This window comes from Halomonas cerina (assembly GCF_014192215.1).
Classification (GTDB): Bacteria; Pseudomonadota; Gammaproteobacteria; order Pseudomonadales; family Halomonadaceae; genus Halomonas; species Halomonas cerina.
Window position 1 is genome coordinate 64,231 of record NZ_JACHXP010000001.1, and the last position, 15,315, is coordinate 79,545.

Here is a 15,315-nt window from a genome sequence, read left to right on the forward strand (position 1 = left end):
CGGCATGAGCGACGCTTCCCGTTCCCTCTCCCTGGCGGCCTGGTTGTCCCGCCTCGAAGCGGCGCACCCGGTGGGGATCGACCTGGGCCTCGAGCGTGTGGCCGAGGTCGCTCGACGCATGGGCCTGCTCGATGCGCCTCTGGCGGGGCGCGTGATCACCGTGGCCGGCACCAACGGCAAGGGCTCTACCGTGGCCATGCTGGAAGCCCTGGCCCTCACCCATGGCATGACCACCGCCGCCTACACCTCTCCGCACCTTCTGCGCTACAACGAACGGTTGCGCCTCGAGGGAGTCGAGGCCGACGATGCGACGCTCATCGACGGCTTCGAGGCCGTGGAGGCCGCGCGCCTCGATGGCGAGCCGGTCAGCCTGACCTACTTCGAGGTCGGCACCTTGGGCGCGCTGCATGCCATCGCCCGCCGTGCCCCCGATCTGGCGATCCTCGAGGTCGGGCTCGGGGGACGACTGGACGCCGTGAATGTCATCGATCCGGATGTTGCCGTGGTGACCACGGTGGCCCAGGATCATGCCGCCTTCCTGGGGAACGACCTCGAGGGCATCGGCCGCGAGAAGGCCGGCATCCTGCGGGCGGGGCGCCCCGCGGTGCTCGGCAGCGAGTCTCTGCCGGACAGCGTGCGGACGGTGGCCGAGGAACTCGGCGCGCCGGTCTACGCTCTGGGCGAAGCCTTCCGGCGTGAAGGCGATGGCGAGGGCTGGCGCTTTTGGGGTCAGACCCCGAGTCAGGGTCTGACGCTGGTCGATCTCCCCGATCCCGGCCTTCCGCTGGATAACGCCGCCACGGCCCTGCAGGCCTTGGTGCTGGCCGAGGTGCCGCTGGCGTCGGCGGCCTGTCGTCGCGCGCTGACTGAAGTGCAGCTGCCGGGGCGCATGCAGTGGGTCGGCCAGTGGTGCCTCGATGTCGGACATAATCCCCATGCCGCCGACTACCTGGCCGGACGCCTGTCGGCGCGGCCCTGTGCCGGGCGCACCATCGCCCTGGTGGGCATGCTCGCCGACAAGGACGCCGATGGCGTGATCGAGGCGCTCTCATCCGTCGTCGATGCCTGGGTGCCGGTCGGCCTCGACGGCGAGCGGGCCCGCGGTGCCGACGAGTTGGCCGAGCGATTGGTGGCGCGGGGCGCCGAGGTGTGGCACCGGGCCGCCTCGCCGGGGCTGGGGGCCGCCTGGCTGACGCCCCGGCTTGCCGCCGAGGATCGGGTCCTGGTCTGTGGCTCCTTCTTCACCGTGGGCGCCGTGCTGGCGGCCTGGCGGTCCCGGGCACAGACTGATCAGGTTGACACGAGCTTCGAGGGAGCGACATGAAATACGGAATGCGTGAGCGCGTCAGTGGCGCGATGATCCTTGTCGCCCTGGCGGTGATCTTCGTTCCGATGCTGTTCGACGAGCCGGCGCCCCGGGACGAGCGTCCCCGTCCGGTGATGACTATCGAGCGACCGGCCGAGGTCGAGCGTCAGGATGTTCCCGCCCCCGAGCCTCCCGATAGCCTCCGGGGGGGCACCCAGGCCATCGACGAGACGCCCCTCGAGGGGGTCGAGGCACCCGACAGTGCCCCCTCCACCACGGCGTCCGCCACGACGGTGGACAACATCGAGGCCATGCCCGGCGCGGTGCAGCAGGAGACGCCCGGCGAAGACGCCAAGGCGGACGATGCCACGAAGGCGGAAGACGCTACGGAAGAGGACCCCATCGCGGCGCTGGCGCGGGCCGCGGACGAGCGCCTCGCCGCCGAGGAGACGGCGCCGACCGAGTCGCCTCGGCAGGCCGCCGAGGGGGGCGAGTGGGCCGTGCAGGTCGGCAGCTTCGGCGAGCCGGGCAATGCCGAGCGGCTCCAGGCACGACTGGAATCGCAGGGTTTTCCGGCCTATCGGCGCCCGCGCGACAATGACCTGACCTCGGTTTATGTCGGTCCCTACGACAGCTCCGAGGTGGCCGAAGTCGTCATGGCCGAACTCAAGGCCAAGATCAACCTCCAAGGCCTGTTGGTACGCACGGAACGCTGAGTGGGGCATGACAGGCACCGAGCGGAAAGTAACAGGGTGCCGAGTGAAGGATAAGAGGGCGCCGAGTGAGTCATGAGCGAGTGAGTCATGTAGAGAGGGCGCTGAGATGCTGCTGACCTGGCTTGACTGGCTATTCATCGTGGTACTGACGGTGACCGCCCTGGCCGGCTTCATGCGCGGGCTGATACGCGAGGCCCTGGGGCTGGCGACCTGGGTGCTCGCCTTGCTGGCGGCCCGCTGGCTGTCACCCCCGGTGGCGGAGCTGCTGGCCGGTCTGATCGATAATCCCGACGGACGCCTGGTGTTGGCCTTCGTGATGGTGGTGTTCACGGTGATCCTGGCTTGCGGCTTGATCATCCGCATGATGCATGCCGCCGTGGAGTGGGTCGGCATGGGCCTGTTCAATCGGGTCGCCGGCGCCGCCTTCGGCGTCGCCAAAGGCGCGGCGATCGTGGTGCTGGCGACCATTCTGATCGGTCTGACGCCACTGGAACAGCTGCAGGCCTGGCAGCAGGCGCAGTTGCGACCGACCTTCGAGCAGCTCCGGGACTGGGCGGTGAGTCGGCTCATGGACGCAGAAGGGCGCCTGCCCGAGATGCCCGCCGTGCTGCGTGAGCTGCCTCGCGACTCTGGCTTGGTCATCGACCCCGAAACGACCCCCTGACATATATGACCGGGGCGGACGCCATCCTCGCATGGCCCCGTCCCATCCAAGGCAAGAGAGGTAAGCTGAATGTGCGGTATCGTGGGCCTGATGGCCAAGCAGGCGGTGAACCAGGGCATCTATGATGCCCTGACGGTGCTCCAGCATCGGGGGCAGGACGCCGCCGGCATGATGACCTGGCACGAGGGACGCTTTCTACTGCGCAAGAGCAACGGCCTGGTGCGGGATGTCTTCCATACCCGCCACATGGCGCGTCTCAAGGGTAGCCTGGGCATCGGCCATGTCCGCTACCCTACGGCCGGGTCTTCCAGCGAGGCGGAGTCCCAGCCCTTCTATGTCAATTCGCCCTTCGGCATCACCCTGGCACACAACGGCAACCTGACCAACTCCGAGCAGCTCAAGCAGGAGCTGTTCTCCTCGGATCTGCGCCACATCAATACCAGTTCCGACTCCGAGGTGCTGCTCAATGTCTTCGCCCACGAGCTGGGCAAACAGGGCCTGCACCTCGAGCCCGGCGACATCTTCGATGCCGTGCGCCGCGTGCATCGTCGCTGTCGTGGTGGCTACGCGGCCGTGGCGATCATCAATGGCGTGGGCCTGGTCGCCTTCCGCGACCCCCATGGCATCCGGCCGGTGGTGTTCGGTACTCGCGACGGGGGGCAGGGCCAGGAGGTGATGATCGCTTCCGAGTCGGTGGCCCTCGATGTGGGGGGCTTCGAGTTGCATCGTGACCTGGCGCCTGGCGAGGCGATCTTCGTCGACATGGACGGGGCGATCCATACCCAGTCCTGCGCCGATGCTCCGCGCCTGACCTCCTGCATCTTCGAGCATGTCTACCTGGCACGACCCGATTCGATCCTCGATGGCGCCTATGTCTACGGCACACGCATGCAGATGGGCCGCAAACTGGGGGATCGCATCAAGAGTGAGTGGCCGGACTACGATATCGACGTGGTGATCCCGATTCCCGATACCTCCCGGACCTCGGCACTGGAGCTGGCCCAGCACCTGGGGGTGACCTATCGGGAGGGCTTCGTGAAGAACCGCTATATCGGCCGGACCTTCATCATGCCCGGGCAGACCCAGCGCAAGAAGTCGGTGCGCCAGAAGCTCAACGCCATCGATGTCGAGTTCAAGGGCAAGAACGTGCTGCTCATGGACGACTCCATCGTGCGCGGGACCACCTGCAAGCAGATCATCCAGATGGCCCGCGAAGCCGGGGCCAACAAGGTCTATTTCGCCTCGGCGGCGCCACCTGTCCGCTATCCCAACGTCTATGGCATCGACATGCCGGCCGCCAGCGAGCTGATCGCCCATGGCCGCAGCGAGGCCGAGGTGGGGGAGCTGATTGGGGCCGATCGCATCGTCTATCAGGACCTCGAGGACCTCAAGACGGCCTGTCGAGAAGTCAACCCGTCGCTGGAGGCCTTCGACTGCTCGGTCTTCGATGGTCGCTACATCACCGGTGACATCGATGACACCTACCTGGCCGATCTCGAGGCCGCACGCAGCGATGAGGCCAAGCAGCGAAGCGCCGGCGATCATGCCCTGGTAGGCGTGCATAACCAGGATGATATCGACGACTGAGGGGAGCGGCATGCACGACGAATCGATACCCGGTGAGGGTTGGCAACTCGATACCCTGGCGATCCGCACCGGCCACCGGCGGACCCACGAGCAGGAGCACGGGGAGCCGATCTTCCCGACCTCAAGCTTCGTCTACGACAGCGCCGCGGAGGCGGCACGCAAGTTTGGGGGTGAGGAGCCGGGGAACATCTATTCACGCTTCACCAACCCCACGGTGCGCACCTTCGAGGAGCGCCTGGCGGCGCTGGAGGGCGGTGAGCGCTGTGTGGCCACCAGCTCCGGCATGGCGGCGATCCTGGCCACGGCCCTGGCATTGCTCGAGGCCGGCGACGAGATCGTCGCCTCCCGCTCGCTGTTCGGCTCCACCGTGAGCCTGTTCGACAAGTACCTGGGCAAGCTGGGGATCACCACCCGCTACGTGGAACTGTCGAACCTCGAGGCCTGGGAGGCGGCCATCACGCCGGCGACCAAGCTGCTGTTCGCCGAGACCCCCTCGAACCCGCTCTCCGAGGTGGTTGACATCGCGGCGCTCGCCGAGATCGCCCATCGCCACGGTGCGTGGCTGGCCATCGACAACTGCTTCCTGACGCCGGCGCTGCAGACACCCATCGAACTGGGCGCGGACCTGGTGATCCACTCCGCGACCAAGTACCTGGACGGCCAGGGCCGGGCGATCGGCGGTGCCGTGGTGGGGCGTGACAAGGAGCTCGAGGAGCTGTTCGGGGTGGTGCGCACCTGCGGGCCCTGCCTGAGTCCCTTCAATGCCTGGATCTTCACCAAGGGGCTCGAGACGCTGGGCCTACGCATGAAGGCCCATTGCGCCAATGCCCAGCAGCTTGCCGAGTGGCTCGACGGACATCCGGCCGTGGCGCAGGTCCATTACAGCGGCCTGGTCGGCCATCCCCAGCACGCGCTGGCGGCCCGTCAGCAGAAGGGCTTCGGGGCGGTGCTTGGCTTCGAGGTCAAGGGCGGGCGCCAGGCGGCCTGGTCGGTGATCGATGCCACGCGGTTGGTGTCCATTACCGGCAACCTCGGTGACGTCAAGACCACCATCACTCATCCCGCCACCACCACCCACGGGCGCCTCTCAGACGACCAGAAGGCCGCAGCGAGCATCCATGAGGGATTGATCCGCGTGGCCGTAGGCCTCGAGGACCTGGCCGACATCCGTGCCGACCTGGCACGGGGGCTGGATGCCCTCGCCTGAGCCAGGCACGGCTCCCGGCAAGGGCGTCCTTGCCGAGGCCTCACGCCACGTCGTCTCGCCTATTCAGTTTTTCCGAATATGGCATTCGGCTTTTTTCAGCAGACCCCGGGACGGTGGTCGGGTAGGGTAGGCGCCTGATTCTTTTTCATCAGGGATGTCTCGTATGTGGCGCAACACCTCATCGGGCTGGGGGCTTGTCAGCATCCTGCTGCACTGGCTGAGCGCCCTGGCCATCATCGCGCTCTTCGTGCTGGGCTGGTGGATGACCGGGCTTGGCTACTACGACAGCTGGTACAACCTGGCGCCCTGGTGGCACAAGTCCGTGGGCATGCTGGTGCTGTTCGCGACCCTCGCCCGGCTCGCCTGGCGGGCGGTTCAGCCCACACCCACGGCCGCCGGCACGCGTCTGGAACGGGCGCTGGCCCATCTGGGCCATATCGCCCTCTATGTCCTGATGCTGGTGGTCCTGGTCAGTGGCTACCTGATCTCCACCGCCGACGGCGCCGGCATCAGCGTGTTCGGCGCCTTCGAGGTGCCGGCACTGATCAGCCACCTGCCCGACCAGGCGACCGTGGCCGGCACCCTTCACTGGTACAGCGCCCTGGCCCTGATGCTCATCGCGGCGGGACATGCCCTCGCCGCCCTGAAACACCATTGGATCGATCGCCATGACGTGCTGTGGCGCATGATCGACCCGACCCGTTCCCGTCGCCCTTTCGGGCGATCGACCTCCCCGACGAACCAAGGAGATGCATGATGCTCAAGAAGACCGCCATCGCCACCGCCCTGACCGCCGCCCTGGTGCCGTTCACCCAAGCCCAGGCAGCCGAGTACACCATCGATACCGAGGGGCAGCACGCCTTCGTGCAATTCAAGATCAGCCACCTCGGCTTCTCCTACATCCTGGGCAGCTTCGAGGAATTCTCCGGCGAGTTCAGCTACGATCCGGAGAACCTCGCGGCGTCCTCCGTCAGCGTGGATGTCAATGTGTCGAGCATCAATACCAACCATGCCGAGCGTGACAAGCACATCCAGAGCGATGACTTCCTGAATGTCGCCGAGTACCCGACCGCCACCTTCGCATCCACCGGGTTCGAGCCCACCGGTGACAACGAGGGCGTCCTGACCGGGGAGTTGACCCTGCATGGCCAGACCCACGAGATCGAGATGCCGGTGACCCTGGTTGGCGAAGGGGAGGACCCCTGGGGCGGTTACCGTGCCGGCTTCGAGGGCTCCACGACCCTGACCCTGGCCGACTATGGCATCGACATGTCGAGCTTCCCCGAGGTGATGCATGAGCTCGAGCTCTACGTCACCTTCGAGGGCATCCGCCAGTAAGAGAGGATAGCGTCAGGGTCCTAACCCGACGCCTAAATCGAGGACCCCCCGGCATGGCCGAGGGGTCTTTTTTATTCCCGCAACCCTCAGCGGGTCTCGTTGAGCACGGCGTCGGGGAAGTGACGACGCAGGATACGGTTCTGGAAATCATCCACGAAACGGCTGTTGATGATCACGATGAACCGCTCGAAGGGTGCGCCGGGATCCTGCTGGGCGATGCCGTCCACGCTATGGAAGAGCCGGTCGTCCCGCAGGTGCAGGATATCGCCGGGCGCGAGGATGGCATCGGTGAGTCGGCGCGTACCGGCCTTGTCGGCATAGAGGTGGTTGTCGGCGCCGGCCACGTTTTCCCGGGTCACCACCATGATGCTCAGGGCCTTGCAGCCGTCGGCATGGATGCCCTGTCCCTGGAGGGGGTCGACCCGACCCTCGCCCCGGACACCGGTGATCTGCATCAGGATCGGTTCGTTAGCCTGAAGCTCCCACAGCCGCGCCCAGGCCTTCACGAAGGCCTTGACGTCGGGGCGTGCCAGAAAGGCATCGGTCAGGGGCGCGTAGTAGCGCAGCCGATCGGCCATGCTCTCGGCCTCATTGAAGGCGCCGCCCTGCGCCATGGGGCAGTGGCCCATGGCCTGCATCTCGCCCCTCTCGTCGAGGGCCAGCCAGGACATCCGCTTCCAGCGCCGGTTGACGTAGGGATCGCGGGGCAGGTCGGTAGTGGCGGCCTGCCAGGCCGCCAGGTCGAGGCGATCGCGTACGTCGGTCAAGGCCCAGTCCTGGCGCGACAGGGTATCAATGACCGCCGGAGACCAGTAGTCGACCAAGGGGCCGGCAGGCATGGTGGTACGATCGAAACCATGCTTTAAGGTGTCGAGTTTCATGAGTTTTCTCCATTTTCGTAGTGGGCGGTAATGCCCTTTGTTGCTACAAATGAATGAGCAACAGGTACGAAAGGAGGAGAATGGCAACGAAATGTCAAAGTGCGATGTGGCTCAGATCCCGTGGCGCATCATGTGATGGACGCGATAGCTCCGGTGAGGACACGTCATGCGCCGTGCGAGAGTGGCGACGATTCCGTGTAGGATGAGAACGCTAATATCGTGTGAAGGAAGATCATGAGGAATGAGACCGGCAGTGTGACGGGGAGGCAGCCGCCATGATCGGCCGTAATTCGCGCGTTCAACGCTGGCTAACCCATCATCTGGGGTGGGTGCGCCGGTGGTCGTCACGGGAACCGCGTGAGGGCTGGCACGACGATGTCGAACGGGTGCGTCGCCAGTATCTGGAGAGCGAGCAGCGCTTCCGCGCCCTGCTGGAGAGCCTGCCCAAGGTGGCCGTCCAGGGCTATGATCGCGATCGGCGCGTCATCTACTGGAACGAGGCTAGCACGCGACTCTATGGCTATTCCGCCGAGCAAGCCGAGGGCCATCTCCTCGAGGAGCTGATCATTCCTCATTTCATGCGGGAGGGGGTGATCGAGGCTCACCGTGCCTGGGTCCAGGAGGGCAGGGAGATTCCCGCAAGCGAGCTGGAGCTTCGCCATCGCAGCGGTGAGCTGGTGTCGGTCTTCTCGCACCATGTGATGCTCGGCGAGCATACCGAAGACCCCCTGATGTTCTGCGTCGATGTGGACCTCTCGGACCAGAAGCGCGCCCATCGGGACCTGGCCTTCGCCACCCGTTTCGATCACCTGACCCACCTGCCCAACCGGCAGACGTTCGAGGCGGAACTCGACGAGATGCTGGAGACCTGCCGGCGGCGGGGCAGCGGCCTGGCGGTGCTCTATCTCGACATCGACCACTTCGTGGAGATCAATGATGCCGTGGGCTATGAGCAGGGCGACTGGCTGCTGGTTGAGCTTTCACGGCGCCTGCGCCAAGAGCAGCGGGCCACCGACCTGTTGTCCCGGGTCTCCAGCGACGAGTTCGTGATGGCCTTCCCGGGGGTGGAAAAGGAGGCGCACATTGTGCGTCTGGCGGCCAAGGTACAGGAGGTATTCCAGACGCCATTCGTCGTCGACGGTGGCGAGCGGATGATCACCGCGAGCCTGGGGGCCAGTCGCTACCCCGACCATGGGGCCAGCGCCCGGGAGCTGATCCGCAATGCCGATGTGGCCAAGAACCGCGCGAAGCTCGATGGGCGCGGCAGTCTCCAGCTCTTCCAGCAGACCTTCCACGACGAACTGGTCCGTCAACACCGGCTGGCCGAACGCCTCGAACGTGCCATCGACAAGCGGGAGCTGAGCCTGCATTACCAGCCCCAGGTGTCGGCGGTCAGTGGCCGTATCGAGAACCTGGAGGCGCTGTTGCGATGGACCCCGGCGGACGGGCCGCCGGTATCTCCCGCGGAGTTCATCCCCCTGGCCGAGCGTTCGGGGCTGATCCATCGGCTGGGCGACTGGGTGATGGAGGAGGCATGCCGCCAGCAGGCGGCCTGGCGCGCCGCGGGTTTCACCGAGTCACGCATCGACATCAATCTCTCCGGCCGCCAGGTATCCCGGGCGGACGTGCTCGAGCGCTTCGAGGCCTGTCTCGCGCGTCATGGCCTGGGGGCTCGTGATATCGGCATCGAGCTGACCGAGAACGTGCTTATCACGGCGGACAGCCGGATTCTCGAGGGACTCAGGCGTCTCTATCACCGGGGGGTGCGGATCGCGATCGACGACTTCGGCACCGGTTACTCCTCGCTGAGCTATCTCAAGCACTTTCCTGTCACCGCGATCAAGATCGACCGCACCTTCGTACGGGATGCCCCGGGCCAGCCCGAGGACCGGGCCATCATGGAGGCCACGGTCTTCATCGGCCATCGCCTGGGGCTCGAGGTGGTGGCCGAGGGGGTCGAGAATGAGGAGCAGCTCACCCTGATCCGCGAGATGCACTGCGACCTGGTGCAGGGCTATTACTTCTTCCGTCCGATGCCGGCCTTTGACATCGAGCGTCTGCTGGTCGGACTGGTGACGACGTCACCGGGGCTCTCCGGCTGAGAGACGTGGCGCCTTGGCGTAGAATGCAGCGTCCCGTCTATCCATCGGAGGTCTCGTGACGCACGCCGAACCCGACCCTCTTCCCCTTGGCCGCCGGCTCTGGCACCAGACCTGGCCCATGGCCATCGGGGTACTGGCCCTGCTGGGGTTCCAACTGGTCGACAGCGCCTTCATCGCACGGCTGGGAACCGCACCGCTGGCGGCCCAGTCGTTCACCTTCCCGCTGTCGTTTCTGATCATCGGTATCCAGGTCGGCCTGGGCATCGCCATCGCGGCCCTGGTCTCCCGGGCCCTGGGGGCGGGGGAGACGGCCCGGGTGCGCCGCCTGGGCAGTCTGGTCCTGCTGGTCGGCACCGCGACCATCGCGCTGCTGGCCGTGGCGCTGTGGGGGTGGCAGGCGCCGATCTTCACCCGCTTGGGGGCCGATGCTGCCGGTCGTGAGCTGATCCGTGACTACTGGGGGCCTCAGCTACTGGCCGCCTGGCTGGGCGCCGTGCTCTATTTCGGCTATAGCCTGTTTCGCGCGCACGGCAACACACGCCTGCCCGGCAGCCTGATGGTTGCTACCAGCCTGATCAACCTGGTGCTGGACCCGCTGCTGATCTTCGGGGTCGGCGCCTGGCCGGGCCTTGGCCTGCCGGGGGCGGCCTGGGCCACCGTGCTGGCCTTCACCAGCGGGCTGGTGGTACTGGGCTGGCGCCTGGCGGGCACCGACTGGTTGGCGGTCTCGGGGCTCGGCCGTGAGGTGCGGGTCTCCTTGCGCCCCTTCGCGGGCATCGCCGGACCCGCCATGGTCAGCCAGTTGATGCCGCCACTGGCGGCCCTGCTGGCGATCTCGGTGGTGGCGCGGCTGGGGGAGCCGCAAGTGGCGGCCTGGGGGCTGGCGAGTCGTCTGGAGACGCTGTCGTTGATGGTGGTGTTGGCCCTGACCATGTCGTTGCCGCCCTGGCTGGGGCGCTGTTACGGCGCGGGTGACTGGGAGCAGGTGCATCGACTGATGCGCCTGGCCCTCGGCGTCGTGGTGGTCTGGCAGCTGGCCCTGGGGGGGGTGATGGCAGCCATGGCGCCCTGGGTGGCCCTGATGCTGTCGGGGACCCCCGAGGTGCAGGGTGAGCTGGCGGTGCTGATTCGCTTCCTGCTGCCGAGCTACGCGGCCCTCGGCGTCTGCATGCTGGTAGTCTCCGCCGGCAATGCGCTGGGTTGGCCGCTGCGGGCCATGCTGATGTCCGGGGCGCGACTGTTCGTGTTCTATCTGCCCTGCCTGTGGCTGGGTGCCTGGCTCGGCGGGCTGACCGGGCTGGCGATGGGGGCGGCCCTGGGTAACCTGCTGGCTGGCATCACGGCCTGGCAGGTGCTGCGGCGTATCCTCGCCAGCCCGCGGCGATGTCCGGCGAAGACTGCCTAGTGGAATAAGCTTTTTAATAGCCATTTATTTTGATAAATGACTAATTTTTCCTTAATAAAAAATAAATATTATCATAATAAATGATAAATATAGTGTCATTTTCTACTGCTTGATCCCTACACTGCCGGCGGCGCTTGGCGCTCGGTAGCAGACAACCATCGTTCAGCGGTCAAGGGGGGAGCAGCATGAAGGTTCTGATTCTCGGTAGCGGCGTCGTCGGGGTCACCAGCGCATACTACCTGGCGCGCCAGGGCCATGAGGTGACGGTGGTAGACCGCCAGCCGTCACCGGCCCTGGAGACCAGCTACGGCAATGCCGGTCAGGTCTCCTTCGGCTTCTCCTCGCCCTGGGCGGCACCGGGCATCCCCCAGAAAGCCGTGAAGTGGATGTTCCAGGAGCATGCCCCCCTGAAGATCCAGCCCAAGATGGAGCCCGCCATGGCGCGCTTCATGATGCAGATGTTCGCCAACTGCAGCGCCGAGCGCTACGCGGTCAACAAGGAGCGCATGGTGCGCATCGCCGAGCATAGCCGGGCCTGCATCAATGCCCTGCGGGCGGAGACGGGGATTCGTTACGAGGATCGTCAGCGTGGCCTGTTGCAGCTATTTCGCCATGATAGCCAGGTCGAGGCGGTGGTCAAGGACATGCGTGTCCTCGAGCAGTGTGGCGTCAACCACAAGCTGCTCAACGGCGAGGAGATCACCAAGGTCGAGCCCGCGCTTGGCCGAGTGCCCGGCAAGTTCGTCGGGGGCCTGCACCTGCCCGACGACCAGACCGGCGACTGCTACCTGTTCACCCATCGCCTGGCGGACTACTGCCGTGAGCGGCTGGGTGTCACCTTCCGCTTCAATGTCGAGATTCAGCGACTCAAGCGCTCTGCCGGCAAGGTCGAGAGCGTACTGACGAGCGAAGGCGAGCTCACCGCCGATGCCTACGTGGTCTGTCTCGGCAGCTACTCGTCCTTCCTGGTCAAGGACCTGGACATCCGCCTGCCGATCTATCCGGTCAAGGGCTACAGCTTGACGGTGCCGGTGGTCGACGATGGGGGAGCGCCCCAGTCCACGGTGATGGATGAGACCTACAAGGTGGCGATTTCCCGCTTCGATGACCGGATCCGGGTCGGCGGTACCGCCGAGTTGGCTTCCTACAACCTGGCACTGCGCGAGAAGCGTCGGGCGACCATCAGCATGGTGGTCCGTGATGTCTTCCCGGAAGGCGGTGACGTGGCGAAGGCGGAGTTCTGGACCGGTCTGCGGCCCATGACCCCCGACTCCACGCCGATCATCGGGGCCACCCGCCACGCTAACCTATGGCTCAACACCGGCCATGGCACCCTAGGCTGGACCATGAGCTGTGGCAGCGCCCAGTTGCTCGCCGACCTGATGGACGGCCGTCCGCCGGCCATCGACCCGCGTGGCCTCGACGTCTCCCGCTATGCCGCGTGAAGGAGCAGGCCTTGGTGTAACGAGCGGAACCTGGCGTGTCGGCGACAGCCTGGTCCTCAATTAGCAGGTTGTGTATCTTTAGCAACACATTAACTGACTGATTAATATGATATTTTTCTGTCCTTGATGAGTGGCGTCGATGAATTGCGACATTCCATGGGGTAGCGATTTCCCGCCGTGCCGGAATAGAAAACACTGTTTCTTTTTAAGATATTGTTTTTATTTGATTTATTTTCAGGTTGGCATGCCTTTCGCTGCAGTCGAGATGTCGCCTTGGTGATCTCGACCCAGGGCGTGGCGAGGCACCTCGCAATTTCTCGATGACCAGGAAGGGTTCTGGGCCATGGATGGGCCCGATCCACATGGATACAAGTCACTCTGGACACGCCGGGCCTGCGCCCGGTGTGGTTCAACCAAGGAGGCAGCATGAAGCTGAAGACACTCGGGATCACTATCACCCTCGCGATGACGGGCCTGGGCGCCAATGCCATCATGGCCGACAGTGCCGGGGTCCAGGCACAGACCGAGGCGGCGATCCAGGCGGAGGCCGCCGGTCATGAGGCCGGTGCCGATGCCGGCATGCATGCCGACGCCGGACTGGGTGCCGAGGCCGAGGGCAACGCCGAGACTGATATGGGCGCGAATGCCCAGACCGAGCAGGGTGCTGCCGCCGATGGTCAGCTCACTTCCGGGACCGCCGCCTCCGCGGGCACCGAGGCGGGTCAACAGGCCGGTGGCCAGCTGGATGCGGCCGGTGACCAGGCGGCGAGTACCCTGGATCAGGCGAAGGACAAGAGCGAGCAAGCCCTGGAATCGGCGGAAGGTACGGCCGAACAGGCGCTTGAGTCCACCACCGGAACGGCCGAGCAAGCCCTTGGCCACACCACCGAAACCGCAGGTGATCTGGTGGGGTCGGCCGATGCGGACGCGAGCCTCTCCGGCTCCGCCGAGGGGGAGGCCAGCCTGAATTGAGCCTGCCCGTGGCGGCGCTTACGCCGCCACGGCTTACGCTCTTGTTTCTTACCTCTTACCTCTGTTTACGGCATGCCGACAAAGACGCCCGGGCCCGGGCGTCTTTCTAGAGCAGGGGGGATTCGGCTCAGTTGACCGCGGCGATCGCCTGGGTCAGGTAGGGCAGGTTCTCGTGGGAGAAGCCGGCCACGTTGGCACGCCCCGAGCGCACCATGTAGATGCCGAACTCGTCGCGCAGGCGGTCGACCTGCTCCGGCGTCAGGCCGGTGTAGGAGAACATGCCGCGCTGGTCGGCGACGCAGGCGTACTTCTGGTCGAGGCCGTAGGGCTTGAGGGCCTCGACGAAGTCACGACGCAGGGTGTTGATGCGATCCCGCATCTCGGTGAGCTCCTCGCGCCAGAGGGCAGCCAGCTCGGCGGACTGCAGGATCTCGCTGACGATGGCGCCGCCATGGGCCGGCGGGTTGGAGTAGTTCTCGCGGGCCACGATGGCGATCTGCGAGCGGACGTTCTCCATCTGCTCGTTGTCCTTCGCCACCATGATCAAACAGCCGGTGCGTTCGCAGTAGATGCCGAAGTTCTTAGAGCAGGAACTGGTAATGATCACCTCGTTGAGGTTCTCGGCCATCAGGCGCACCCCGTAGGCGTCCTCGTCGAGGCCCTCACCGAAGCCCTGGTAGGCGAAGTCGATCAGTGGAAGCAAGTTGCGCGCCTTGACCACGTCCAGCACCTGTTGCCACTGCTCGCGGGAGAGATCGAAGCCGGTTGGATTGTGGCAGCAGGCGTGCAGCAGCACCACGTCGCCTTCCGGTATCTCCTTGAGGGCGGCCAGCATGCCATCGAAGTCCAGGCGGTTCTCGGCATCCACATAGGGATACTTGTTGAGCGTCAGCCCGGCAGCCGGGAAGATACCCAGATGGTTCGGCCAGGTCGGGTCGGACACCCAGATGGCCTTGCCGGGCAGCTGATTGGCGATGAAATCCGCCGCCAGGCGCAGGGCGCCGGTGCCGCCGGGGGACTGGGTAGCGCTGGCACGCTTGGCCTCCAGTACCGGTGAGTCCTCGCCGAGCACCAACGGCAGGATCACCTCGCCGTAGGCCGGCGACCCATGGGAGCCGATGTAGGTCTTGGTGGTTTCGTTCTTGAGCAACAGGGCCTCTGCTTCCTTGACGGCGCGCATCACCGGGGTGTTGCCCTGAGCATCCTTGTAGACGCCGACACCGAGATCGACCTTCTGCGGGTTGGTATCCTTCTTGAAGGCCTCGATCAGACCGAGGATGGCGTCCCCGGGAACCCGCTCAATTTTCTCGAACATTTATTTCGCTACCTCGTCGGTTCTGGCGGCAAGAATGAAATCGTTCTTGTGCAGGCCCTTCAGCTCGTGCGACCACCAGGTCACGGTGACCTTGCCCCATTCGGTCAACAGGGCCGGATGGTGACCGGCCTTTTCGGCGATCTCGCCGACGCGGTTGGTGAAGTCGAGGGCCTGCTTGAAGTTGCGGAACGCGAAGACCCGCTCGAGCTTCATGATGCCATCCTGCTCGATGATCTGCCACTCGGGGATGTCGGCGTGCAGGGTCTCGATCTCGCTCTGAGTGGCGCGGGGCGCGTCGGCGCTACAGGCTTCGCATTGCAGTTCGGAAAGCTCGCTCATGATGACTCCTCGTTGTCGTTGGTCATGGGTCGTCGGGG

At 65.4% G+C, this 15,315-nt stretch carries 14 protein-coding genes; 11 read left to right on the forward strand and 3 right to left on the reverse strand.

Annotated elements, in window-relative coordinates:
- Positions 1–4 precede the first annotated feature (4 nt).
- From folC to FHR94_RS00310, 7 genes are all read left to right on the forward strand, one after another.
- Positions 5–1,324 (forward strand): bifunctional tetrahydrofolate synthase/dihydrofolate synthase, encoded by a 1,320-nt coding sequence (folC, locus tag FHR94_RS00280; RefSeq protein ID WP_183323352.1) that lies wholly within the window; start codon positions 5–7, stop codon positions 1,322–1,324.
- A complete protein-coding gene (locus FHR94_RS00285; protein ID WP_183323354.1) occupies positions 1,321–2,022 on the forward strand; it encodes an SPOR domain-containing protein in 702 nt (233 codons plus the stop codon). Before folC ends, FHR94_RS00285 begins: the two co-directional genes overlap by 4 nt.
- 106 nt (positions 2,023–2,128) lie before the next feature.
- Positions 2,129–2,686, forward strand: a complete 558-nt coding sequence (locus FHR94_RS00290) for a CvpA family protein (protein ID WP_183323356.1) — start codon at positions 2,129–2,131, stop codon at positions 2,684–2,686.
- A 69-nt stretch (positions 2,687–2,755) separates the two neighbouring features.
- Positions 2,756–4,273 carry an amidophosphoribosyltransferase gene (gene purF, locus FHR94_RS00295; protein ID WP_183323358.1) on the forward strand — a complete coding sequence of 506 codons (1,518 nt, stop codon included), beginning with the start codon at positions 2,756–2,758 and terminating at the stop codon, positions 4,271–4,273.
- Positions 4,274–4,283: 10 nt separating this feature from the next.
- Entirely contained in the window at positions 4,284–5,480 is a 1,197-nt protein-coding gene (locus tag FHR94_RS00300) for an O-succinylhomoserine sulfhydrylase (RefSeq protein ID WP_183323360.1), read from the forward strand.
- Between the two features lie 163 nt (positions 5,481–5,643).
- Entirely contained in the window at positions 5,644–6,237 is a 594-nt protein-coding gene (locus tag FHR94_RS00305) for a cytochrome b (protein WP_183323362.1), read from the forward strand.
- Complete coding sequence (locus FHR94_RS00310; RefSeq protein ID WP_183323364.1) at positions 6,237–6,818, forward strand: YceI family protein; 582 nt, start codon at positions 6,237–6,239, stop codon at positions 6,816–6,818. The genes FHR94_RS00305 and FHR94_RS00310 overlap by 1 nt, the downstream gene beginning before the upstream one ends.
- A gap of 86 nt (positions 6,819–6,904) precedes the next feature.
- Here the strand turns inward: FHR94_RS00310 and FHR94_RS00315 are convergent, their stop codons facing one another.
- Positions 6,905–7,699, reverse strand: coding sequence for a 2OG-Fe dioxygenase family protein (locus FHR94_RS00315; RefSeq protein ID WP_183323366.1), 795 nt, complete (start codon positions 7,697–7,699; stop codon positions 6,905–6,907).
- A gap of 275 nt (positions 7,700–7,974) precedes the next feature.
- Here FHR94_RS00315 and FHR94_RS00320 point away from each other — a divergent pair, with 275 nt between their 5' ends.
- The 4 genes from FHR94_RS00320 to FHR94_RS00335 all read left to right on the forward strand — a co-directional run bounded on the left by FHR94_RS00320 (position 7,975) and on the right by FHR94_RS00335 (position 13,623).
- Positions 7,975–9,801, forward strand: coding sequence for a putative bifunctional diguanylate cyclase/phosphodiesterase (locus FHR94_RS00320; RefSeq protein ID WP_183323368.1), 1,827 nt, complete (start codon positions 7,975–7,977; stop codon positions 9,799–9,801).
- A 118-nt stretch (positions 9,802–9,919) separates the two neighbouring features.
- Positions 9,920–11,206 carry an MATE family efflux transporter gene (locus FHR94_RS00325; RefSeq protein ID WP_183323949.1) on the forward strand — a complete coding sequence of 429 codons (1,287 nt, stop codon included), beginning with the start codon at positions 9,920–9,922 and terminating at the stop codon, positions 11,204–11,206.
- 185 nt (positions 11,207–11,391) lie between these two features.
- Positions 11,392–12,651: a D-amino acid dehydrogenase gene (locus FHR94_RS00330; RefSeq protein ID WP_183323370.1), complete on the forward strand. Its 1,260-nt coding sequence runs from the start codon at positions 11,392–11,394 to the stop codon at positions 12,649–12,651.
- Positions 12,652–13,077: 426 nt separating this feature from the next.
- A complete protein-coding gene (locus tag FHR94_RS00335) occupies positions 13,078–13,623 on the forward strand; it encodes a hypothetical protein (RefSeq protein ID WP_183323372.1) in 546 nt (181 codons plus the stop codon).
- A 127-nt stretch (positions 13,624–13,750) separates the two neighbouring features.
- Here the strand turns inward: FHR94_RS00335 and FHR94_RS00340 are convergent, their stop codons facing one another.
- On the reverse strand, positions 13,751–14,938 hold the full coding sequence (locus FHR94_RS00340; protein WP_183323374.1) for an amino acid aminotransferase: 1,188 nt from the start codon (positions 14,936–14,938) through the stop codon (positions 13,751–13,753).
- The gene (locus tag FHR94_RS00345; protein WP_183323376.1) at positions 14,939–15,277 is read right to left on the reverse strand and encodes a 4a-hydroxytetrahydrobiopterin dehydratase; all 339 of its coding nucleotides are present in this window, start codon (positions 15,275–15,277) and stop codon (positions 14,939–14,941) included. It lies immediately after the preceding gene.
- Positions 15,278–15,315 lie beyond the last annotated feature (38 nt).